Origin of the sequence: Roseibium sp., from assembly GCF_965233565.1 — a bacterium.
Classification (GTDB): Bacteria; Pseudomonadota; Alphaproteobacteria; order Rhizobiales; family Stappiaceae; genus Roseibium.
In genome coordinates this window covers 106,302-128,037 of the sequence record NZ_OZ247494.1, presented here as the reverse complement: position 1 = coordinate 128,037, position 21,736 = coordinate 106,302, and the positions used below count along the sequence as shown (strand labels likewise).

The window sequence follows — 21,736 nt, the reverse complement described above, 5'->3', positions numbered from 1 at the left end:
GGACCATGGGAGACATTCATGAGTGACATCGAACAAATCCCGGTGACGATGACCGTCAACGGCAAGAAAGTGCAGCGCTTCGTGGAGCCGCGCACGCTTCTCATCCATTTTCTGCGGGAAGACCTGGACCTGACCGGACCGCATATCGGTTGCGAGACATCCCATTGCGGTGCCTGCACCGTGGAAATGAACGGCATGTCGGTCAAGTCCTGCACGCTGTTTGCGGCTCAGGCAAACGGGGCGGACCTGACCACCGTTGAGGGCATGGCCAATCCGGACGGCACCTTGTCGGCGCTTCAGGAAGGCTTCCGCCAGATGCACGGGCTTCAGTGCGGCTATTGCACGCCCGGCATGATCATGCGGGCGCACACGTTGCTGAAAGAGAACCCGAACCCGACGGAAGACGAGATCCGCATGGGCATTGCCGGCAATCTCTGCCGCTGCACCGGATACCAGAACATCGTCAAGGCCATCCAGTATGCCGCAGCCAAGCTGAACGGCACGGACTTTCAGGAGGCTGCAGAATGAATGACATGACCCCGAGACGGGAACAGCGCGAAGCCGCCCTGGAAGGCATGGGCTGCAAGCGCAAACGCGTGGAAGACGTTCGGTTCACGCAGGGCCAGGGACAGTATGTCGATGACCTGAAACTGCCGGGCATGGTGTTCGGCGACTTTGTTCGCTCACCCTATGCGCATGCCAAGATCACCAAGATCGACGCCACTGAAGCCTTGAAAATTCCGGGCGTCATTGCCGTTTTGACGGCCGAAGACCTGAAAGGCGTCAATCTTGCCTGGATGCCGACCCTTGCCGGCGACGTCCAGATGGTGCTCGCCGACGGCAAGGTGCTTTACCAGAACCAGGAAGTTGCCTTTGTGGTGGCTGAAAACCGCTACATCGCGGACGACGCCATTCAGCTGGTCGAGGTCGAGTATGAAGAGCTGCCGGTTCTGACCGATCCGTTCAAGTCGATGGATGCGGATGCGCCTGTTCTGCGACCCGATCTCGACGGCAAGATGGAAGGGGCGCACGGGCCGCGCAAACATCACAATCACATTTTCACCTGGGAAGTGGGCGACAAGGACGAGACTTCAAAGGCGTTTTCTGAGGCTGATGTCACCATCAAGGAACTGATCTCCTATCACCGGACCCATCCCTCGCCGCTGGAAACCTGCCAGTGTGTCGCCTCCATGGACAAGGTGAAGGGCGAGCTGACTGTCTGGGGCACCTTTCAGGCGCCGCATGTCATCCGCACGGTCGCCTCACTGCTGTCCACCATTCCGGAACACAAGATCCACGTGATCGCGCCGGATATCGGCGGCGGCTTCGGCAACAAGGTGGGCGCTTATCCGGGCTACATCTGTTCAATCGTTGCGTCCATCGTCACCGGTGTTCCGGTGAAATGGGTCGAGGACCGGATGGAAAACCTCTCCACCACGTCCTTTGCGCGCGATTATCACATGACGACGGAAATCGCTGCCAAGAGCGACGGCACCGTTACCGGCCTGAAAGTACATGTGCTGGCCGACCATGGCGGTTTTGATGCCTGCGCCGATCCGTCCAAGTGGCCGGCCGGGTTCTTCAACATCGTCACCGGGTCCTACGATTTCCCGACAGCGCATCTGGAAGTCGATGGTGTCTACACCAACAAGGCGCCGGGCGGTGTCGCCTATCGCTGCTCTTTCCGCGTGACTGAAGCTGCCTATTGCATTGAACGGGCAATGGACGTGCTTGCGCAGAAACTCGGCATGGACCCGGCGGATCTTCGCATGAAGAATTTCGTCAAGCCGGAACAGTTCCCCTATCAGTCGGCACTCGGCTGGGAATATGACAGCGGCGACTATCACACCGCCATGCAAAAGGCGATGGACACGATCGGCTATCGCGAGCTCCGGGCGGAACAAAAGGCCAAGCAGGAGGCGTTCAAGCGCGGTGAAACCCGCGAGATCATGGGCATCGGTGTCTCGTTCTTCACCGAGATCGTCGGTGCGGGGCCGTCCAAGAACTGCGATATTCTGGGCGTTGCCATGTTCGACAGTGCCGAGATCCGGGTTCATCCCACCGGGTCGGTGATCTCACGCATGGGGACAAAATCCCAGGGCCAGGGCCACGAGACGACCTGGGCTCAGATCATCGCGACGGAAATCGGCATTCCGGCAGCCGACATCATGGTCGAAGAAGGCAATACCGATACAGCGCCTTACGGTCTCGGCACTTACGGATCGCGTTCCACCCCCGTTGCAGGTGCTGCCATTGCCCTTGCCGCACGCAAGATCCGCAACAAGGCCCAGATGATTGCCGCTCATATGCTGGAAGTCTCAGAATATGACCTTGAATGGGACATTGACGGGTTCCAGGTGAAGGGCAATCCGCAGGCACGCAAGTCCATGAAGGAAATCGCCTGGGCGGCCTACCATGCGCCGCCGCCGAACATGGAACCCGGTCTGGAAGCAGTCAGCTACTATGACCCGCCCAACATGACCTATCCGTTCGGTGCCTATTTCTGTGTGATGGATATCGATGTGGACACGGGCGTTTCCAAGACACGGCGCTTTTATGCGCTCGACGATTGCGGCACGCGCATCAATCCGATGATCATCGAGGGCCAGGTTCACGGTGGACTGACGGAAGCCTTCGCCATCGCGATGGGACAGGAGATCCGCTACGACGAGATGGGCAACGTGCTTGGCGCATCCTTCATGGATTTCTTCCTGCCAACCGCAGTCGAGACCCCGCATTGGGAAACCGATTACACGGTGACGCCGAGCCCGCATCACCCGATCGGTGCCAAGGGCGTCGGTGAAAGCCCGAATGTCGGCGGCGTACCGGCCTTCTCCAATGCCGTTAACGACGCCTTCCAGTTCCTGGGCGCCACCCATATCCAGATGCCGCATGACTCATGGCGCATCTGGCAGGCGGCCAAGGACCTTGGAGCACACGGTTGATGTGAAACAGGACCGCGAAACAGGCGCCTGGACAAGAGATGCCTGTTCCGCGGCCCTGCCTAAATTCGTCATCCCGTGGCCAGACCATGGGATCCATGCCGTTTCAGCGGTTTTGTCGAAACGACATTTCACGGCACCGCAACGGCATGGATTGCCGGATCCGGTCCGGCCATGACGAGATGAATTCAGCGAAGAGTTTGCAGACCCGATGAGCAAAAGCAAAGAGCAACTGGCAAAAGCGCTGGCGGAGACCGGATACGTGGCCGACGAAGGACTGTCGACCGCGCTGCTTCTGACCGAAATGCTCGGCCGTCCCCTGCTGCTTGAAGGGGAAGCCGGGGTCGGCAAGACGGAAGTTGCCAAGGCACTCGCACGGCTTGAGGATGCCGAACTCATTCGTCTGCAATGTTACGAGGGGCTCGACCAGTCCGACGCGATTTACGAGTGGAACTACCAGCGCCAACTGCTTGCAATCAAGGCAAGAGAAGGTACGGCGGCCGACGCGGAAGATGTCGAAGAAGCGGTCTTTTCGGAAAAGTATCTTCTGGAACGCCCGCTGCTCGCCGCAATCCGCAAGGACCAACCACCGGTGCTCCTGATCGACGAAATCGATCGGGCCGATGAGGAATTCGAAGCGTTTCTGCTCGAACTTCTGTCCGAATTCCAGGTGTCCATTCCAGAACTTGGAACGGTGGAAGCCGTCTCCGTCCCGCGCGTCGTCTTGACCTCCAACGGCACAAGGGAACTATCGGACGCGCTTCGCCGACGGTGTCTCTATCACTATGTCGACTATCCAACACCGGATCGGGAAGCCCGGATATTGCTGTCAAGAGTCGAGGGACTTGATGCTGCGCTCGCGTTCCAGATCGCAGAGCTCATGGGCCGATTGCGCAAGGAGGACCTGGCGAAGGTGCCCGGCGTAGCGGAGACCATCGACTGGGCCGCGGCTTTGCTGGGCCTTGGAGCAAAGAACCTCCACGAGAGCCGTGAACTTGTTTTCGACACCCTGACTTGCGTTCTCAAGACCCGAGAGGACAAGGCGAGGGTTACGGCGGATGTGACCGACCGGCTTCTGGGAAAGGTCGCCTGATCTGATGCGCACACCCCTGCCCCTTGAAAGCCGCGAAGATATCGGTGCCGTGCTGCGCATGCGGCTGGCCGGGTTTGTGCGATCTCTGCGGGACAGCGGTTTCAAGGTCGGCCTCGCGGAGACCGATGATGCGATGGCGCTGATCCGGTCATCCATGCTGCATCGGCCGTCATCGCTGAAGACTGCTTTCAGGACGCTTTTTTGCGGGCGCCACTCGGATTGGCAGCGCTTCGATGAGCTTTTTGACGCCTACTGGCTGGGTCGGGGTGTGAAGTCCGGGGTCAAGGTGTCCGGCACAAGCACACGCCGGAACATGAAGACCGTGCGTGAACTGATGGACGCCCAGGGAACAAAGCAGGACACGCTTGCCGGAGATGTCGAGCGCAAGCCCGGCGAAGAGGATGAGGAGACCGGCGACACGCCGTCCGGCCGTCGCGAAGGTGCCAGCATTGCTGAAAATCTCGGCCAGGTCGACTTCAGGAACATCCAGGACCCGGACGCTCAGAAGAAGGCTCATGAGCTGGCCGAACGATTGGCCAGGTCCATGCGCGTGCGTCTGACCCGTCGGGATCGTCAGAAACGGAAAGGTCCGAGGCTCGACCTGCGCCGAACCATCCGGCACTCTATCGCGCATGGCGGAACGCCCCTTGAACTCATTCATAAGGGACCGCGCGAGCGCCAACTTCGTCTCGTCGTGCTTCTGGATGCGTCCGGTTCGATGAACAATTACACGGGCGTCTTCACCCGTTTCGTTCACGGTATTCTCGACAACTTCAGGGAAGCCGAGGCGTTTTTGTTCCACACGCGGCTGGTGCATGTCTCGTCCGCTCTGTCTGAAAGGGATGCCGGAAGAGCGCTCGACAGGATGGGCCTCATGGCACAGGGCGTGGGCGGAGGCACCAGGATCGGCGAAGCTCTTGCAGATTTCAACCGCTGGCATGCGGCCCGGGTGCTTCACTCCAGAACCTGCGTGATGATCCTGTCGGATGGATACGACACCTGTGCACCCGAGACCCTGGCCGCTGAAATGGCGCGTTTGCGCCGGCGGTGCCGGCGTATCGTGTGGCTCAACCCGATGATCGGCTGGGAAGGCTATGAACCGGCAACGGCCGGCATGAAGGCAGCCCTGCCCCACGTGGACCTCTTCGCTCCGGCCCACAATCTGGAGAGCCTTGCGGCCCTCGAACCCTATCTCGCAAGGCTCTAGCAATGGGAGACGCTCCGTTGAAACATTCCGTTCCCGGGTCGCATCAGTCGGCCACGCCTGAAGTGACACGCGATCTTGCGACCCTGATGAACCGGCTTCAGGGCGACAAGGAACCTTTTGTTCTGGCAACGGTCGTCAGGACGATCTCGGTTACGGCTGCCAAGGCTGGCGCCAAGGCTGTCATCGCCAGGGACGGATCCATTGTCGGTGGCTGGATCGGTGGCGGTTGCGCGCGGGGGGCCGTGATCATGGCAGCCAAGGCAGCCTTCGAGGATGGCGAGACCCGGCTGATTTCCATTCAGCCTGCCGATTTGCTGGCAGAGCTCGGTGTTGAACCGGGGGAAGAACGCGAGGGGGTGCAGTTCGCGAAAAACATGTGCCCAAGCCAGGGCACGATGGACATTTTCATCGAACCTGTCCTGCCCCGCCCCGCCCTTGTCATCTATGGCGCCAGTCCTGTCGCGCAGGCACTTGCACTTCAGGGGCCAGGCATAGGCTTTGACATCACGGTCTGTGCGCCGTCTGAGGACCTTGAGGCGGTGCAGGGAGCTGTGGTCAAGGTGGAAGGCTTCCAGGCGGTGGCGCCGGTTCCGGCAGACACGTATATCATCGTTTCCACCCAGGGGCGCGGCGACCTCTCAGCGCTGGAAGAGGCGCTAAAGGTCCCTGCCCGGCACATCGCCTTTGTCGGCAGCAGGCGCAAGATGGCCTCCCTGAAGACCAAACTTTTGGACAAGGGGCTGGCACAACTCGATCTGGAGCGCATCAAGGGGCCTGCGGGCCTTGATCTGGGTGCGATCACTCCGGAGGAAATCGCAATGTCGATCCTGGCGGAAATCCTGATGGTTCGCCGGAAAGACCAGCGCCAAAGCACAATTCAACACATCTAACACCTGACGGAGACCTTCTGCATGCAGATGAACGATAGCCAGCGGATCGCCGCACCGATAGACAAGGTCTGGGAGGCCCTGAACGACGCCGACGTTTTGAAAGCTGCCATTCCCGGCTGCGAGGAACTGATCAAGCATTCCGACACGGAACTTGAGGCAAAGGTCAAGCTGAAGGTCGGACCCGTTAAAGCGACGTTCGGCGGAAAAGTCACGCTGAACGACCTTGATCCGCCCAATGGCTATACGATCGAGGGTGAAGGATCCGGCGGTGTGGCGGGCTTTGCACGTGGTGGTGCAAAGGTCCGCCTGGAAGCAGACGGGCCGGACGCAACGATCCTGCATTATGATGTCGATGCAAAGGTCGGTGGAAAGCTTGCACAACTCGGGGCACGCCTGATTGATTCCACCGCCAAGCGGTTGGCAGGCGAGTTTTTCACGGCCTTTGGCGAACAGGTTGCGCCGCAAACCAGCGAAGAAGAAAATCCGGAAACTGCAGAGTCCGCAGAAGCCGCTGATACCCCTGAAAAGAAAGGCTGGTTGGGCGGTCTATTCGGAGGCAAGAAGAAACCGTCAGACGAAGACGACAAGGTGTCGGAAGCCGCAGAATGAGCAATTCTCCGGCGCTGTTCGACACAGCGCCGGATCAGATCGGGAGGAACATAGATGTATCACCAGTTGGACGCACAACAGGAGACCGGCATTCGCGAGATCCGGCGCGATCCGTCGCTTCAATTGGCTCTGGGAACAGGCATTGTCCTGACCGCATTTCTGGCCGTCGCACATTCCTGCTGCCTCGGCTTCGCAGAGGATCACCTGGCCCCGCTGTTACAGATCTGTTCTTTCGCCAGCTAAGAAACATCCCCGTTTGTGGGGACGCCAGATTGAAAAATGCTTGCCTTGCCACCAGAATTATGTGCACTGGACTTTAATTGCGTCGCTATTCGCCTATGTTTCAACGGTCTATTGTTCGAAACATCAAGATGAGTCGCGTGTCAACGACACGAGAAGTCCAGTACAAGCTGTTGGAAGAAGCATTTGAGCGAAACGATCCTGTGCAAATTCTTTGACTGTGGTGCGAGGCCTCCCCGGTCACTCAAGATGCATTCCATCATCGCATGACGTCGGTTCTGTTTGTCACGGATGCCTGGTATCCGCAGATCAATGGTGTTGTCCGCACGCTGGAATACACGGCTCGGGAATTGACGAGGCGCGGTATTCGGTCGGAGTTTCTGACGCCTCAGGCGTTCAGAACAGTCCCCTGCCCGACCTATCCGGAAATTCGCCTGTCGCTGACACGGCGTCGCACGCTTATGCGCCGCATCGAGGATAGCGCCTGCGAGCATCTGCATATCGCAACCGAAGGCCCGCTGGGCCTTCTTGCTGCGTCTGCCGCCCGCAAGATGGGCCGGACATTTACCACCAGCTATCACACGCGCTTTCCGGAATATGTCGCCGCCCGCATGCCGCTGCCGCTCGGACCGCTCTATGCCTGGTTACGCCGTTTTCACAATTCCGGCTCCGGTTGCATGGTTGCGACCACCATGCTGGAGACCGATTTGAAGACACGTGGTTTTGGCAACCTGATGCGTTGGTCGCGCGGTGTGGATACCGAGCAGTTCCAGCCGAAGATTTCGTCCGTGTTACCGGATAATCTGCCAAAGCCGATTTTCATGAATGTCGGCCGGGTTGCGGTGGAGAAAAACCTGGAAGCGTTCCTGAGCCTCGATCTGCCAGGTTCGAAGGTCATTGTCGGAGACGGACCACAGCTTGAAAGCCTGAAACGCAGCTATCCCGATGTCTATTTTGCTGGGGCCAGAACCGGACCGGAGCTGGTCAGTCATTTTGCGGCTGCGGATGTCTTTGTGTTTCCTTCCAGAACGGACACGTTCGGAATGGTTTTGCTGGAGGCCCTGGCCTGCGGTACGCCTGTGGCGGCCTATCCTGTCATGGGGCCGGTCGACGTGATCGGGGGTAATGAGGTCGGGTTCCTTTCGGAAGACCTGCGCGAAGCCTGCCTCAAGGCTCTCGATGTTCCGCGCGAGCGTTGCCGGGCAGTCGCCCTTGAACAGAGCTGGTCCGCCTGCACGGATCAGTTCCTGGACAATATCGAACGCGCCCAGGAGGCGTTTGAAAAGGGAAAGCGGAACAAGGCGGCCTGATTTGTGCCGTTGTTTGATTCAGGCACCTGTAGCGTTCGTCAATCCTGAGTCCCACCTGCCGCGCCGTGGCGTGTTTCTGCTCACAGATGCCTGTTTTTTACTCAAATTCATGGCTGCATTTCTTCTTGTCATCCTCAGCCGACCAGATGCCTTTACCTAAGTGCCTGTAAAAACGAAATAAATCCTCTCATCGTCAAAATTGGCACCGCTTTTGCTGAAATGTAATCGTGCAGCGCGCCTAGGGATCCGGTCGGACACGACGCAGGACCGAGAGGTGCAAGCCGGTCGAAATGGTGCATTGCCGACATAGACCGGTAACACGGCGGGACAAAAACCCGGGAGACAACTGCACGAGGTTTCGCGCGCGCGAACCTGGCTCCCGGACGTGCGCAGAAATCTCATGACGGAAACCAGACCGTTTCTCGGTCCGGCCCATGACAGGAGACGCGCACAGATGCTGAAATCGATTGCCAAAGCTTCCCTTCTCGCCGCAGCGCTTTCGCTGCCCATGTCCTACATGCCTGCGCAGGCAGAAGAAAAGTCCGACTTCAAGGTCTGTTGGTCGATCTATGTCGGCTGGATGCCCTGGGGTTATCTCCAGGACAGCGGCATCATGAAGAAATGGGCCGACAAGTACGATATCAACGTCGAGATCGTGCAGATCAACGACTATGTGGAATCCATCAACCAGTATACAGCCGGGGGTTATGACGGTTGCTCGATGACCAACATGGATGCCCTGTCCATTCCGGCCGGTGGCGGCGTAGACACGACCGCCCTGATCGTCGGCGACTATTCAAACGGCAATGACGGCATCATCCTGAAAGACAAGACCGAGCTGGCCGACATCAAGGGCCAGACCGTCAACCTCGTTGAATTGTCCGTATCGCACTACCTTCTGGCCCGTGCACTCGACACCGTGGGGTTGAGTGAACGTGACCTGACCGTGGTCAACACGTCTGACGCCGACATGATCGCGGCCTATGCCACGCCCGACGTTACATCGGTGGTCACCTGGAACCCGCTTCTTTCTGAAATCGAAGCCCAGCCGAATGCGACCAAGGTGTTCGACAGTTCCGGAATTCCCGGTGAAATCATCGACGTCATGATGGTCAACACGGAAACGCTCGCGGACAACCCGAACTTCGGCAAGGCGCTGGTCGGTGCCTGGTATGAGCTGATGGGGATCATGTCTTCAGACAGCGAAGAAGGCATTGCCGCGCGGACAGCGATGGCCGAAGCATCCGGGACGGACCTGGCCGGGTATGATGCCCAGCTTGCCACAACCAAGATGTTCTACACGCCCGCCGAAGCGGTCGCCTTCACCGAGTCGCCAGAGCTTCCGAAAACCATGAAATTCGTGGCGGAATTCCTGTTTGAAAAGGGCATCTTGGGCGAAGGTGCGCCCAGCCCGGAATTTGTCGGTGTCTCGTTCCCCGACGGATCGGTCTACGGCGACAGCGGCAATGTCAAACTCAAGTTCGATCCGAGTTTCATGGCGATGGCTGCCGAAGGCACGCTCTGAGTTCGATTGAAACGGGTGCGTCCGGACCTTGTTTCCGGGCGCATCGACGGGGCGAGTTTTCCAATGCGCATCATCAATCGCAAACCTTCGCGCGTAACTTCGCTGGCGCTCGGGCTGCTGCCCTTCGCGCTTACAGTGATCGGTTATGCCATTGCCAGTCACTACCGCCGGCTCGACAACCCGGCGGACAAGCTGCTGCCTTCGCTGGACAGCATGGCGAATGCGTTCTGGCGCATGGCGACCGTTCCTGACCGGCGATCGGGCGACCTGCTACTCTGGCTCGACACCTATGACAGTCTCTGGCGTCTCGGCACCGGTATGGCCGTGTCGACAATGCTGGCGCTCTCTCTTGGAATTGCGATCGGGTTCATTCCCCATGTCCGCAGCGCCCTTGCCCCTTATCTCGCAACTTTCTCTTTGATCCCGCCGATCACGATCCTGCCGATCCTGTTCATCACTTTCGGACTTGGCGAAGTTGCCAAGATAGCCCTGATTGTCATCGGGACAGCACCCGTGATGATCCGTTCGATGGCCCAGGCCGTTCTGGACATTCCACGCGAGTTGATCATCAAGGCGGAGACCCTTGGTGCCAGCGTCTGGCAAATGGTGACGCGCCTGGTTCTGCCGCAGGTCTTGCCGAAGCTGATCACGGCTTTGCGCCTCGGTCTGGTCCCGGCCTGGATCTTCCTGATCTCGGCAGAAGCCATCGCGTCCACGACTGGCCTCGGCTATCGGATTTTCCTGGTCCGGCGCTACCTCGCGATGGATGTAATCCTGCCTTACGTCGTCTGGATCACATTGCTGGCCTTCCTGCTCGACCAGTTGCTGCGTTTTCTGTCCCGCCGAAGCTTCCGCTGGGCCCATCTGGGAGGAGATGCGCTATGACCTCCTCCTCCGTTAAGCTTTCTGTACGCAGCCTAGCCAAGCTTTACGACGGTATTCCGGTTCTCGAGCGCGTGGACCTGGACGTCGAGAGCGGCTCATTTTGTACCATCGTCGGCGCCTCCGGATGCGGTAAATCCACCTTCTTGCGCATGTTGTTGTCCCAGGAGCTGCCAAGCCGCGGTCAAATTTTGCTGGACGGTCAGGCGCTCCCGGATGAGCCGACCCCGGACAGGGGCATCGTGTTTCAGAAATATTCCGTGTTTTCACATCTGACCGTCGCGGAAAACCTGATCCTGGCCCGCGAATTCGAAGCCGCGAAATGGACCGGCCGCCTGTTTGGTGCCGCAAGAGGTTCCGCGCTGGAAGAGATCGACGAGCTTCTTCACAGGATCGGGCTTCATGCCGCATCGGACAAATACCCGGCCCAACTCAGCGGCGGCATGCAGCAACGGCTCGCAATTGCGCAGGCACTCGTCAAGAAACCGAGCATCCTCCTGCTGGACGAGCCCTTTGGCGCCCTTGATCCGGGCATTCGCGTCGACATGCACGAGCTTCTGCTCGGTCTTTGGCGGGACCTCGGCATGACCATCTTCATGGTCACACATGACATTCACGAAGCCTTCAAGCTCGGAACCAGGCTGCTCGTCTTTGACAAGATCCGGCACGATCCGCAGGCCCCGCAGGCCTATGGCGCCACGATCACCTACGATCTTCCTTTGACGGACGCCACTACCCAGACCCAACCCGATCCGGAGATGCTCGCCGGTGCGCTGCGGCTGCCGGAAACGTTTCCTTCTTCAACAAAAACTGTCACCAACCCTTGATGAGGACTTCCATGACCGCTTTTCAGTTCGCGGGCCCGCAGACGTATCACAAGGCAGCCGGTGCCGTGTCACGCCTGCCGGCCAGCCGCCAACATCATCCGGACTTCGACAAGCTGCAACTCAGAGGCTGGAAGGCTGCCGAAAAGGAAGGCCTGTTGCCTTCAGCTGCCTGGGAAAAGGAAAAGGCCTGGGCGCTTCGAATGGGACTGACCGGATCGGACAGCCTGACCGACAAATCGATCCCGACCTTCGCGCGTGGCGAACTGCCCCATTACGCCGGGATCAATACCTTCCTGAAGGCTCCCTATATCGAAGACGTGACACAGGTTGGCGCCTATGATGCCGCTGTAATCGGCATTCCCTTCGATGGCGGAACCACCTACCGGCCGGGCACCCGCTTCGGTCCTCAGGGCGTGCGCAAGATCTCTGCGCTCTATACGCCCTACAATTACGAGATGGGTGTCGATCTGCGCGAACAGATGACGCTTTGCGATGTCGGTGACATCTTCACAATCCCGGCCAATATCGAAAAGACCTTTGACCAGATTACGCGGGCCGTTTCCCACGTCGCCTCTTCCGGGGCTCTGCCGATCATGATCGGCGGGGACCATTCCATCGGCTTCCCCTGTGTGCGGGGCATCGCCCAGTGCACCTCGAAACGCATCGGCATTGTGCATTTCGACCGGCATATCGACATTCAGGAAAAGGACCTGGATGAACGCATGCACACTACACCCTGGTTCCATGCAACGGATCTGGTCAATGTGCCGGCGGTGAACCTTGTCCAGATCGGCATTGGGGGCTGGCAGGTCCCACGCGAAGGGGTTGAGGTGGCTCGCGAGCGAAACACCAACATCTTCACCATGCGCGATGTGGAAGAACTTGGTCTGGCGGAAACCGCTGCCCGTGCTCTGGAGCTTGCCTGGAAGGATGCCGACGCGGTCTACATCTCGTTCGACATCGACAGCGTTGATTGCGGCTTTGTGCCGGGGACCGGCTGGCCGGAGCCGGGTGGGTTCCTGCCGCGCGAAGCGCTGGAACTCGTTTCCCTGGTCGCCAAGGAGGGCATTTGTGGTCTTGAAGTTGTCGAGGTCTCGCCGCCCTATGACTGTTCCGACATCACCGCCCTGCTCGCTACTCGCGTAATTGTCGATGTGCTGGGAACGCTTGTCTCTCACGGCAAGATGGGTGCGCACAAGGCGATCATCGACAAGCCGGTTTCCATTCCGGCCGGACCGGAGGTGGTGTGACGTCATGGGACACAGCCATTCTCATCATCACCACCATCCGCATGACCACAATCATGCTGCTGCCGACCACCTGCATTCGCATGTTCATGGCAGCTCGAATTCCGACCGCGCCGAGGAGCTGCAAGCTCTTTCGGTCAGTTTCATCGACGGATTCCGGGCAGCAGAAGACAAGACAAGTTATCTCCGCCTCTCAGGGGTCCCTTTTCACCGGCAGGGACAGGACGGCCTGGAACAGCATCTGGTAGACGCCCGGATCGAGAGCAACTGGCAAGTCGGCACCGCGTCGCCGGCCTTTGCCTCGCGAGAACTGGTCTACATGCCCTTCCCAGGCAGCATGGTCCAGGCGCGGGAAACCATGACTTTCACCTATGTCTCGCTCAGCGAGCGGTCTGACATCGACCTTCTCGACATTCTTCTCAAGCGCCAAACCCAAGGAGATTTTTCAGAATGAAAACCACCCTGACCATTGCCATTTTGATGGCATCGACATTGCCCTCCCTGGCGCATCCTGGCGAGCATGGGGAACTGACAAGTCTCTCGTCCGGTCTGGCTCATATCGCCAGTTCACCGTTTCATGTCGTCCTGATACTTGCGGCGATCGCGGTTGGGTTTGCTGCGTGGAGATATCTCAAGAAGCGCGAACAGGCACCATCGGACCGAGCGGGTTGACCTGCACAGCACCCGTGACTGTTGCGGCGAGTTCTAAACGGTTCGCCGCCAGCCGGACTATATCCCGGCGAAGCTGCGCTGACCCTGGGCGTTGAAGAAAAGCGTCGTGATGTCGTCGATCGCCATCGGGCCACCAAACAGGTAGCCCTGCCCGTTCTTGCACCCCAGATCGACCAGAACGTCGCGTTGTTCGACGGTCTCGATGCCTTCTATCAGCACAGACGATCCCATCGTCTCGGCAATGCCGAGCACAAGCTTGAGGACATCCCGCTGCTTGTGGTCCTTCACGGCTTTGCCGGCAAAAGACCCGTCGATCTTGATTTCATCCCAATGGAAGTCAGTCAGATAGGAAAGCGCCGAGTAGCCGATGCCAAAATCATCCAGAGAAATCCGAACGCCGAGGGCGCGCAACTCCGTCAACGTGGCTTGAATGCGCTTCAGATCATTCATGAGCGTGGCTTCGGTGACTTCCAGTTTCAGGCGTCTGGCCGGCAGCCCCGTGCGACCAAGGCATTCGTCCATCATCGCAACCACGTCATCGCTGAGGATCTGTGCAACGGACAGATTGACGGACAAGGAAAGATCTGACGGAAGCAACTGCACTTCCGAACAGGACGTCTCGAGAATTTTCCAGCCCAGGGAAACGATGTCACCGTTGTTTTCGGCAATTGGAATGAATTCAGAAGGAGAAATCCAGCCGAGCTCCGCATGGTACCAGCGCGCGAGAGCCTCAACCCCAAAAATGCGCCCGGTTGTCAGATTGAACTGCGGTTGAAAATGCGGCAGGCACTCGTTTTCGTCGACAGCTGCCGACAGCGCGTTTTCAACGATCGTGCGCCGTTCGAGCTCCGCCTGCATTGTTGGTTCGAACACAGTTACCCGGCGCCGGCCGTGGTCAACCGCATTGGCGACGGCCAGATTGGCATTGTGGACGATATCTGCCGGATCTCTGTCCATTGTCATGGAATCGGCGCATCCGATGGCGGGTGAAATCTGGAAAGATCCAAGCGATGTTGGAACGGGGCGCAAAAATATGTCATGGATCCGGCTGGCAATATCCGCAGCCGTTAGTCCGACGTCCTGTTCCGAGACGCACATCAACAGAAACCCCTTGCCCGAAGAGCGGGCAAGGCATGTGGGAGCGTCCAGTCGGTCAGCAGCGTGACGCAGAAGGTCTGCGGTCGACGCCAACAGGGCTTCCTCGGTTGCGTGGCTGAACTTGGTATGCGCAGGCAGACGGGTTTCCAGGTCAATGCTCAAGATGCTGAGAATTTGATCGGCCGACAGGTTCGAACCGACATCACGAACGCGTTCCAGAAACACCCGATGGTTGATCAGTCCGGTCGTTGCGTCGTGACTGAGCTTTTGAGCCAGATCTTCGGCGCGTTTGTCGCTCGTTGCTGCAAGTTTCCGAAAGGCAGACGTGCGGATGCTTAGAAGGCCGATCCAGGCCAGGCCGGACAGAACGAATGCAATTACAAGTCCGCCCAGCAAAAACTGGTGAAACTGAAAGGCAGTGCGAGCGGCTTCCGATTGGCGAACCGCCTCCTGCAGAACCATCTGGTTGATTTGATGAAGAGAGATGTTGATCCCTTGCAGAATGATCAGGGCATTGCTTGTGGCGGTTTGGTCCGACAGATTGTCCAGAAAAGGCAGAACCCGCTGGCTGCTCGCCCGGATATTGGCGATTTTTTCGTCGATATAATCGGATTGTCCGACAATCTCGCTGTAGCTGCTGTTTGGCCACGACCCAAGGCTCTTCAGCAATTCGCCATAGGTTCTGGTGGCCGCCGCCGCATCGCTCTGGATCTGCAGGGCAGCAAATCGCGCAATCAAAGTTTCTGTTTCGGTCGTGCTGATACGTTGCGCATCAGACATGACCGCCATTTCCAGTTCCGAGGACCGGAGCATTTCCGTTTGCGCCTGAAACAGAAAGAGAAAATTCACGCCGATCAGCAATGCAAAGCCGGCGCAAAGTGTTGGAAGTCCAAAATGCAATAGATTTTGAAATCGCATTGGCGAAACCGTCCCGACGACAGATTATTGACGCTCCAGCGGAACGTCCTGATAGCCCTTTCCGGTTTATCGTCTCTGTCCTGGACGAACCGGTGCCCCCCGGTTTGCCTTAATCGGAAATCGCCTGGAGACCCACTCTCCCTGCAACGCCCGGTCTTGATCTGTCAGTCCAACCTTAGCCACGCAATCTTTCTCGAAACTTGCGTGGTCGGGTTCTTCCGACCTGATCGTGTTCGAGCCTGTCCCACCCCTTTTTGCACGATCGGCGAAATTAGACCCGAGAACCGTTAAGACCATCTAAATACAAAAAGACGCAACGTCATTTTTAACCTGTTGCGACTTCACCATGTGTGTTTTGCCGATGGCGCGACGGCTCGACCCGGAACCGGACATGCGGTTCGATGCAGTCGTCGCCAAGTTGGTGTTTCACCTTGGCGTGGATGGCAACATCAGGTCTTTTCCAGGAGCGCCTCGAGGCCCCGTTTGAACGTCTCACCGGCTGGTTCGGCCGCCTGCAGCAGGTCCTCAATCTTGAAAAAGTCCATTGTCTTGAAACGGCCGATGGGTGGTTCAATCAACAGATCCGGTTGCCGGCAATCAAGTTTCGCGGCAACGAGCGAGTGCAGCGTGATGGAGAACGAACCGATCCAGGTTTCCATTCCGCTTGGCAGACCTTTGCCGGGGTCGAATTCCGCTCCTGTCACGTCCACGGCGACCGTGTGGTAGAGCTCCTGCTGCAGAACATCGAACGGTGTGGGATTGACGAAACCGCCGTCGATAAGGATGCGCCCTCCGATATCGACGGGTGTCAGCAGCATGGGAAGTGCCGAGGAGGCCGCAATCGCCGGCAACACCTCTCCTTCTGCCAGCACAACCTGGGACTGGCTGTAAAAATCCGTGGCGATGATTTTCAAGGGGATCTGAAGATCTGAGAAGTTACTGGCGAGGCCTGCCGGAAACACGGTTTCAAACAGGACGACAGGGTCTATGATCGCGGGCCTTGAAACGTCGAACAGGGACGACCAGGTCCGTCCGTCTTTCAGGAACAGCTTCTGGAAGAGTTGGGTCTTGCGCGTGAAGAGTTCGACCGTGAAAGCACGAATGTCCTTGCCACTCATGCCACTTGCATAGAACCCGCCCAGAATGGCTCCCATGCTGGTGCCTGCCATTTCGGTTGGCCGGACGCCTAGGTCGTCCATGGCCACCAGGATCGGAATGTGTGCAAAGGCCTTGGCGGCGCCTCCCCCCAAAGCAAGCGCGAACTGATCCGATTGTTTCTGTTTGCCCGCAGGGGACGAGGAAACGTTTGCTGTTTGAGCCGAAGCTGCTTTCAGGACCGGCAAGGCGCCACCAGCTGTGGTGGCCGCGGCAATCATGAGGTCGCGTCTTTGGATCATCTGATACCCGTCTGTCGATTGCCTTTCAGGAGGCGATACGGACGACAGGATAGAGCCGGCGGGCGTTTCCGCCAATGGTCTGAAGGCGTCGGTAGGAAAAAGGCCGGAACACGGGTCCCGGCCTTTCTGATATTCGCATTACTGCGGAAGTTTGTCGTCGACGCCCTGGACGTACCAGTTCATGCCGAGAATGGCGCCGTCATCCAGTCTCACACCATCTTCGGCGGCAACGCTGCCATCCTGCTTGGTGATCGGACCCGTAAACGGCTCCCAGCCGCCCTTGATTTTCTCTTCGGTCGCCTTTGCCATTTCAACGACATCGTCCGGCAGGTTGGTATAGGGGGCCATCACAACGTGGGCTTCCGCCAGACCTTCCCAGGAGCTGCCGCTTTCCCATTTGCCGTCCAGAACGTCCTGGACCCGATGGATATAGTACGGCGCCCAGTCATCGATGATGGCTGTATACTGCGCATCCTTGGCAAAGTTGATCATGTCGGACGCCTGGCCGAAACCATGCACGCCGCGTTCCTGGGCCACCTGCAGCGGTGCAGTGGAATCGGTGTGCTGCGTGATGATGTCGGCGCCTTGGTCGATCAGAGCCTTGGCCGCATCTGCTTCCTTGCCCGGATCGAACCAGGTGTTGACCCAGACGACTTTCAGCTTGAAATCCGGGTTGACGGACTGAGCACCCAGCAGGAAAGCGTTGATGCCGGCCACGACTTCAGGGATCGGGAAGGAGGCGATGTAGCCGGCCACACCGGATTTGGACTGCTTCGCGGCGATCTGGCCGATGATGTAACGACCTTCGTGGAACTTGGAGTTATAGGTCGCGACATTGTCTGCGGTCTTGTAGCCGGTGGCGTGCTCGAATTTCACGTCCGGGAACTTCTTGGCGACCTTGATGGTCGGGTTCATGTAGCCGAAGGACGTGGTGAAGATGATGTTGCAGCCTTCACGGGCGAAACGTTCGATGGCGCGTTCGGCATCCGGTCCTTCCGGCACGCTTTCCAGATAAGCGGTTTCGACCTTGTCACCGAATTTCTCTTCAACGGCGAGACGGCCCTGGTCGTGCTGGTAGGACCAGCCGAAATCGCCGACCGGACCGACATAGACAAAACATGCCTTGACGTCGGCCGCGTTGGCAGCAGAACCGGCCGCAGCAAAGGCAAGGGCGGCGACTGTGGTTTTCAAAAGAGACTTCATATGGTTTCCCCTCTGGTTTGACTTCTCTTTGCGATCTTGTAACCCGTCCGGCGCCTGATCGCATCGGCGCCCGGACTGACCGGTGGCTGGGAGGCTTACCGGTCGGGAACGAAAGGCTTGCCGAGGCAGGCAGGCGTGTTGACCAGCGTCAGTCTGCGGTTTGCCGAGATCAGCACAAGTACCAAAATAGTCGCAAGATACGGCAGGCTGGACAGCAGCTGGGACGGAATGTCGATTTCAATCGCCTGGGCGTGCAGGTTCAGGACACTGACGGCACCGAACAAGTAGGCGCCGATGACAACACGCAGCGGCAGCCAGGAGGCGAACACCACCAGTGCCAGCGCGATCCAGCCGCGCCCGGCCGACATGTTTTCCACCCATTGCGGCGTGTAGGCCAGCGAGAGATAGGCTCCGGCGAGCCCGGCACAGGCTCCGCCGAACAGAACCGCGGCGAAACGGATCCTGATGACCGAATACCCAAGCGCATGCGCGGATCCGTGATTGTCGCCAACGGCCCGCAGGACCAGGCCAAGCCGGGTGCGGAAGAGGACATAGGCGACAAGTGCCACCAGGCCAAAGCCCATATAGACGATGGCGTCCTGCTGGAAGAAAACCGGCCCGATAAACGGTATGTCCGACAGGCCGGGGACATAGAGTTCAGGCAGTTTCAATCCCGGAACACCAATGAAGGCCTCGCCGATCAGGCCCGAGAAGCCGATGCCCAGAATGGTCAGCGCGAGGCCGGTGGCCACCTGGTTGGTGACAAGAACCAGCACCAGAAAGCCGAACAGGGCCGACATGCCCATGCCGGCGGCAATTGCTGCGACGACACCGAGAGCGCCCGAGCCGGTCTGGTTGGCAACGGCAAACCCGACCACGGCCCCCATGATCATCATGCCTTCCACGCCGAGGTTCAGTACGCCTGAGCGTTCGACCACAAGTTCGCCGACGGCGGCAATCAGAAGCGGTGTTGCCGCGGTGATAACGGTCAGAAGAACAGCTTCAAACATGCGAGGCCTCCCCGGTCGGAACACGGCGGGACACCATGCGGATGCGGTATAAAATGAGTGTGTCGCATGCCAGCACGAAGAACAGGAGCAGGCCCTGGATCACGCTTGCGATCTTGTTGGAAACGCCCATGGCGGATTGAACGGCCTCACCGCCAATATACGAAAGCGCCAGCACGAACCCAGCGACGATGATGCCGAACGGGTTAAGGCGCCCCAGAAAGGCGACGATGATCGCCGTAAAACCGTAGCCCGGCGAGATGCTCGGCAGCAGCTGGTTGAGTGAACCGGAGACTTCCATGGTACCGGCAAGACCGGCAAGGGCGCCGGCCAGGGCAAAGGCGAAGATCGTCAGGCGCTTGGAGGAAAACCCGGCAAAGCTTCCGGCCCGCGGGCTTTCGCCCATGACACGGATCTCGAAACCCTTCAGTGTCCTGGCAAGAACGAGCGCGAGGACAAGCGCAACAACGATGGTGATCGGTGTTGCCAGGCTCATCAAACCGCCGAAGACCTGCGGCAACGTCGCTGCGTCGGAGAAAATCCTGGATTCCGGAAAATTGTAGCCGCCCGGGTCGCGCCAGGGGCCGCGCACCAGGTAATCCAGGACAAGGCTGGCGACATAGACCAGCATCAGGCTTGTAAGGATCTCGTTGGTGTTGAACCGGGTCTTCAGAAGTGCCGGGATCATGGCCCAGAGGGCACCCCCGATCGCTCCGAAAACCAGCATCAGCGGCAGCGTGGCGATGTTTTCGAACTCCGGATAGAGGACCGGCAAGGCGGAGCCGAACAGGGCGCCAATGACAAACTGGCCTTCCGCGCCGATGTTCCAGTTGTTCGAGAGATAACAGACCGCCAGTCCGCAGCCGATCAGGATGAGCGGTGTCGCCTTGTCGATCGTTGCTTCGAGCGACCATTGCTGTGTCAGTGGTTCAATGAAGAATTTATAGAGCGCGATGAATGGGTTATGGCCGGATATTGAGAAAATGAGTCCGGCTGCAATTGCGGTCAGTCCGACGGCAATCAACGGCGACAGCAGCAGCATCGCCTGGCTGTGTTCCTTGCGCTTGACCAGTTCGATCCGCATCAGGCGACCTCCCCTTGTGTTTCTGCGCCGCCGGCCATGAGCAAGCCAACCCGTTCACGGGTCATGTCGGCAGCTGGTTCCGCTTCGGAGAGATATCCTCTGGAGATCACGGCGATCCGATCTGCAATTTCAAAGATTTCATCGAGGTCCTGGCTGATCACCAGAACGGCTGACCCGGCGCGGGCAAGGTCGATAAGAGCCTGCCGGATGAGAGCGGCGGCTCCGGCGTCGACGCCCCAGGTTGGCTGGTTGACGACCAGAACACCCGGTTCGCGGTCGAGCTCGCGGCCGACAACGAATTTCTGCAGGTTACCGCCTGACAATGAGCGCGCTTCCGGATCGTCGTGGGACATGCGCACATCAAAATTCTGCTTGATGCGTTTTTCCATCGTGCCGGCCTGGGCTGCGGAAACCAGACCGCCACTGACAAGACCGTCGCCCGTGCTGTGCCGGGTCAGAACGATGTTCTGTGACAGCTTCATGCCCGGGACTGCCCCATGGCCGAGCCGTTCTTCAGGCACGAAGGCAGCATTCTGTTTGCGCCGCCAGGTGATGTTTCTTGTGCCACAGGCTTTGCCGTCCAATTCGACCATGGCAGCTGCGACTTGCATTTCACCTGATATGGCGTCGAACAATTCACCCTGGCCGTTGCCGGCGACCCCCGCGATGGCCACCACTTCACCCGATCTAAGATCCAGGGAAATGTTGTTGAGCGCAGTCGCAAAGGGAGTTGAAGCCCTTGCCGACAACCCCTTCAGTCCCAGGCGCACGGCGCCGATATCCGGTTTCTGCTCGCTTGCACTGACTGCGGCGACATCGGCGCCGACCATCATGCTGGCCAGAGAGGCCGGTGTTTCCTTCGTGGGATCGCATTCGCGCACCACCTGGCCATGACGCAGGATCGTGGCGTGGTGGCAGATGCGCTTCACCTCTTCCAGCCGGTGGCTGATGTAAAGGACCGCGCAGCCCTCTCCCGCCAGTCGTTCCAGGGTCAGAAACAGCTGGTCGGCTTCCTGGGGTGTCAGCACGGATGTAGGTTCGTCCATGATGATCAGCCGGGGCTCCTGCAGCAGGCACCGAACGATCTCGATGCGCTGGCGGATGCCGACGGGAAGGTCGGCAACAACGTCTTGCGGGTTCAATGGCAGGCCGTAGTCGCGCGAAACAATTTCGATCTTTTTGGCAAGCTCGGCCATGTTGCCCGGATTGGGCAGTGCGAGCGCGATGTTTTCGACAACGTTCAGGGCCTCAAACAGCGAGAAGTGCTGGAACACCATACCGATTCCGAGCTCTCTAGCCGCTGCCGGGTTGCCGATATCAACGCGTCTGCCGTCCCAGTGGATTTCGCCACCGTCCGGTTCGAGCGAACCATAGAACATCTTGACCAACGTGGACTTCCCGGCGCCATTTTCGCCCAGGAGCGCATGAATTTCGCCCTTGTTGATCATCAGATCCACATTGTCATTGGCGAGAATGTCGCCAAAGCGCTTGGTCAATCCGCGCGCATCCAGCAAGGTGTCCTTTTCGGATCTGTCCTGCCAGCCGCTGCCCTTTTCCGCCTCTGAAGTCATCGTATCCGCCAAAC

20 protein-coding genes and 1 riboswitch are annotated in these 21,736 nt (G+C 58.7%); of the genes, 14 read left to right on the top strand and 6 right to left on the bottom strand.

Annotated features, from left to right (window positions below; all coding sequences use genetic code 11):
* Positions 1–18 precede the first annotated feature (18 nt).
* The 14 genes from ACO6TG_RS00520 (at position 19) to ACO6TG_RS00455 (ending at position 13,444) form a co-directional block, all read left to right on the top strand.
* Positions 19–528, top strand: a complete 510-nt coding sequence (locus ACO6TG_RS00520; RefSeq protein WP_094070767.1) for a (2Fe-2S)-binding protein — start codon at positions 19–21, stop codon at positions 526–528.
* Entirely contained in the window at positions 525–2,945 is a 2,421-nt protein-coding gene (locus tag ACO6TG_RS00515; protein ID WP_422376405.1) for an aerobic carbon-monoxide dehydrogenase large subunit, read from the top strand. The genes ACO6TG_RS00520 and ACO6TG_RS00515 overlap by 4 nt, the downstream gene beginning before the upstream one ends.
* A 208-nt stretch (positions 2,946–3,153) precedes the next feature.
* Positions 3,154–4,035 carry an AAA family ATPase gene (locus ACO6TG_RS00510; RefSeq protein WP_422376404.1) on the top strand — a complete coding sequence of 294 codons (882 nt, stop codon included), beginning with the start codon at positions 3,154–3,156 and terminating at the stop codon, positions 4,033–4,035.
* A gap of 4 nt (positions 4,036–4,039) precedes the next feature.
* The gene (locus ACO6TG_RS00505) at positions 4,040–5,242 is read left to right on the top strand and encodes a vWA domain-containing protein (RefSeq protein ID WP_422376403.1); all 1,203 of its coding nucleotides are present in this window, start codon (positions 4,040–4,042) and stop codon (positions 5,240–5,242) included.
* 86 nt (positions 5,243–5,328) lie between these two features.
* The gene (locus ACO6TG_RS00500; RefSeq protein WP_422378821.1) at positions 5,329–6,132 is read left to right on the top strand and encodes an XdhC family protein; all 804 of its coding nucleotides are present in this window, start codon (positions 5,329–5,331) and stop codon (positions 6,130–6,132) included.
* 21 nt (positions 6,133–6,153) lie between these two features.
* Positions 6,154–6,741, top strand: coding sequence for an SRPBCC family protein (locus ACO6TG_RS00495; RefSeq protein ID WP_422376402.1), 588 nt, complete (start codon positions 6,154–6,156; stop codon positions 6,739–6,741).
* 54 nt (positions 6,742–6,795) lie between these two features.
* On the top strand, positions 6,796–6,984 hold the full coding sequence (locus ACO6TG_RS00490; protein WP_422376401.1) for a hypothetical protein: 189 nt from the start codon (positions 6,796–6,798) through the stop codon (positions 6,982–6,984).
* A gap of 263 nt (positions 6,985–7,247) precedes the next feature.
* Complete coding sequence (locus ACO6TG_RS00485; protein WP_422376400.1) at positions 7,248–8,291, top strand: glycosyltransferase family 4 protein; 1,044 nt, start codon at positions 7,248–7,250, stop codon at positions 8,289–8,291.
* Positions 8,292–8,518: 227 nt separating this feature from the next.
* A riboswitch (guanidine-I (ykkC/yxkD leader) is annotated at positions 8,519–8,635 on the top strand.
* A 110-nt stretch (positions 8,636–8,745) separates the two neighbouring features.
* Positions 8,746–9,816 carry a putative urea ABC transporter substrate-binding protein gene (locus tag ACO6TG_RS00480; protein ID WP_422378971.1) on the top strand — a complete coding sequence of 357 codons (1,071 nt, stop codon included), beginning with the start codon at positions 8,746–8,748 and terminating at the stop codon, positions 9,814–9,816.
* 63 nt (positions 9,817–9,879) lie between these two features.
* Positions 9,880–10,701, top strand: coding sequence for an ABC transporter permease (locus ACO6TG_RS00475; protein WP_422378970.1), 822 nt, complete (start codon positions 9,880–9,882; stop codon positions 10,699–10,701).
* A complete protein-coding gene (locus ACO6TG_RS00470) occupies positions 10,698–11,525 on the top strand; it encodes an ATP-binding cassette domain-containing protein (protein WP_422376399.1) in 828 nt (275 codons plus the stop codon). The genes ACO6TG_RS00475 and ACO6TG_RS00470 overlap by 4 nt, the downstream gene beginning before the upstream one ends.
* Positions 11,526–11,536: 11 nt before the next feature.
* Entirely contained in the window at positions 11,537–12,775 is a 1,239-nt protein-coding gene (locus ACO6TG_RS00465; protein ID WP_422376398.1) for an agmatinase family protein, read from the top strand.
* Positions 12,776–12,779: 4 nt separating this feature from the next.
* Positions 12,780–13,226 carry a hypothetical protein gene (locus tag ACO6TG_RS00460; RefSeq protein ID WP_422376397.1) on the top strand — a complete coding sequence of 149 codons (447 nt, stop codon included), beginning with the start codon at positions 12,780–12,782 and terminating at the stop codon, positions 13,224–13,226.
* Complete coding sequence (locus ACO6TG_RS00455) at positions 13,223–13,444, top strand: hypothetical protein (RefSeq protein ID WP_422376396.1); 222 nt, start codon at positions 13,223–13,225, stop codon at positions 13,442–13,444. The genes ACO6TG_RS00460 and ACO6TG_RS00455 overlap by 4 nt, the downstream gene beginning before the upstream one ends.
* Before the next feature lie 57 nt (positions 13,445–13,501).
* Here ACO6TG_RS00455 and ACO6TG_RS00450 read toward each other — a convergent pair whose 3' ends face one another.
* The 6 genes from ACO6TG_RS00450 to ACO6TG_RS00425 form a co-directional block, all read right to left on the bottom strand.
* On the bottom strand, positions 13,502–15,322 hold the full coding sequence (locus tag ACO6TG_RS00450) for a putative bifunctional diguanylate cyclase/phosphodiesterase (RefSeq protein WP_422376395.1): 1,821 nt from the start codon (positions 15,320–15,322) through the stop codon (positions 13,502–13,504).
* Positions 15,323–15,909: 587 nt separating this feature from the next.
* Positions 15,910–16,857, bottom strand: a complete 948-nt coding sequence (locus ACO6TG_RS00445; protein ID WP_422376394.1) for a patatin-like phospholipase family protein — start codon at positions 16,855–16,857, stop codon at positions 15,910–15,912.
* 138 nt (positions 16,858–16,995) lie between these two features.
* A complete protein-coding gene (locus ACO6TG_RS00440; RefSeq protein WP_422376393.1) occupies positions 16,996–18,060 on the bottom strand; it encodes a BMP family ABC transporter substrate-binding protein in 1,065 nt (354 codons plus the stop codon).
* A 95-nt stretch (positions 18,061–18,155) separates the two neighbouring features.
* Positions 18,156–19,070: an ABC transporter permease gene (locus tag ACO6TG_RS00435; protein WP_422376392.1), complete on the bottom strand. Its 915-nt coding sequence runs from the start codon at positions 19,068–19,070 to the stop codon at positions 18,156–18,158.
* Positions 19,063–20,151 (bottom strand): ABC transporter permease, encoded by a 1,089-nt coding sequence (locus ACO6TG_RS00430; RefSeq protein ID WP_422376391.1) that lies wholly within the window; start codon positions 20,149–20,151, stop codon positions 19,063–19,065. Before ACO6TG_RS00430 ends, ACO6TG_RS00435 begins: the two co-directional genes overlap by 8 nt.
* Entirely contained in the window at positions 20,151–21,722 is a 1,572-nt protein-coding gene (locus ACO6TG_RS00425) for an ABC transporter ATP-binding protein (protein ID WP_422378969.1), read from the bottom strand. The genes ACO6TG_RS00430 and ACO6TG_RS00425 overlap by 1 nt, the downstream gene beginning before the upstream one ends.
* Positions 21,723–21,736: the final 14 nt, after the last annotated feature.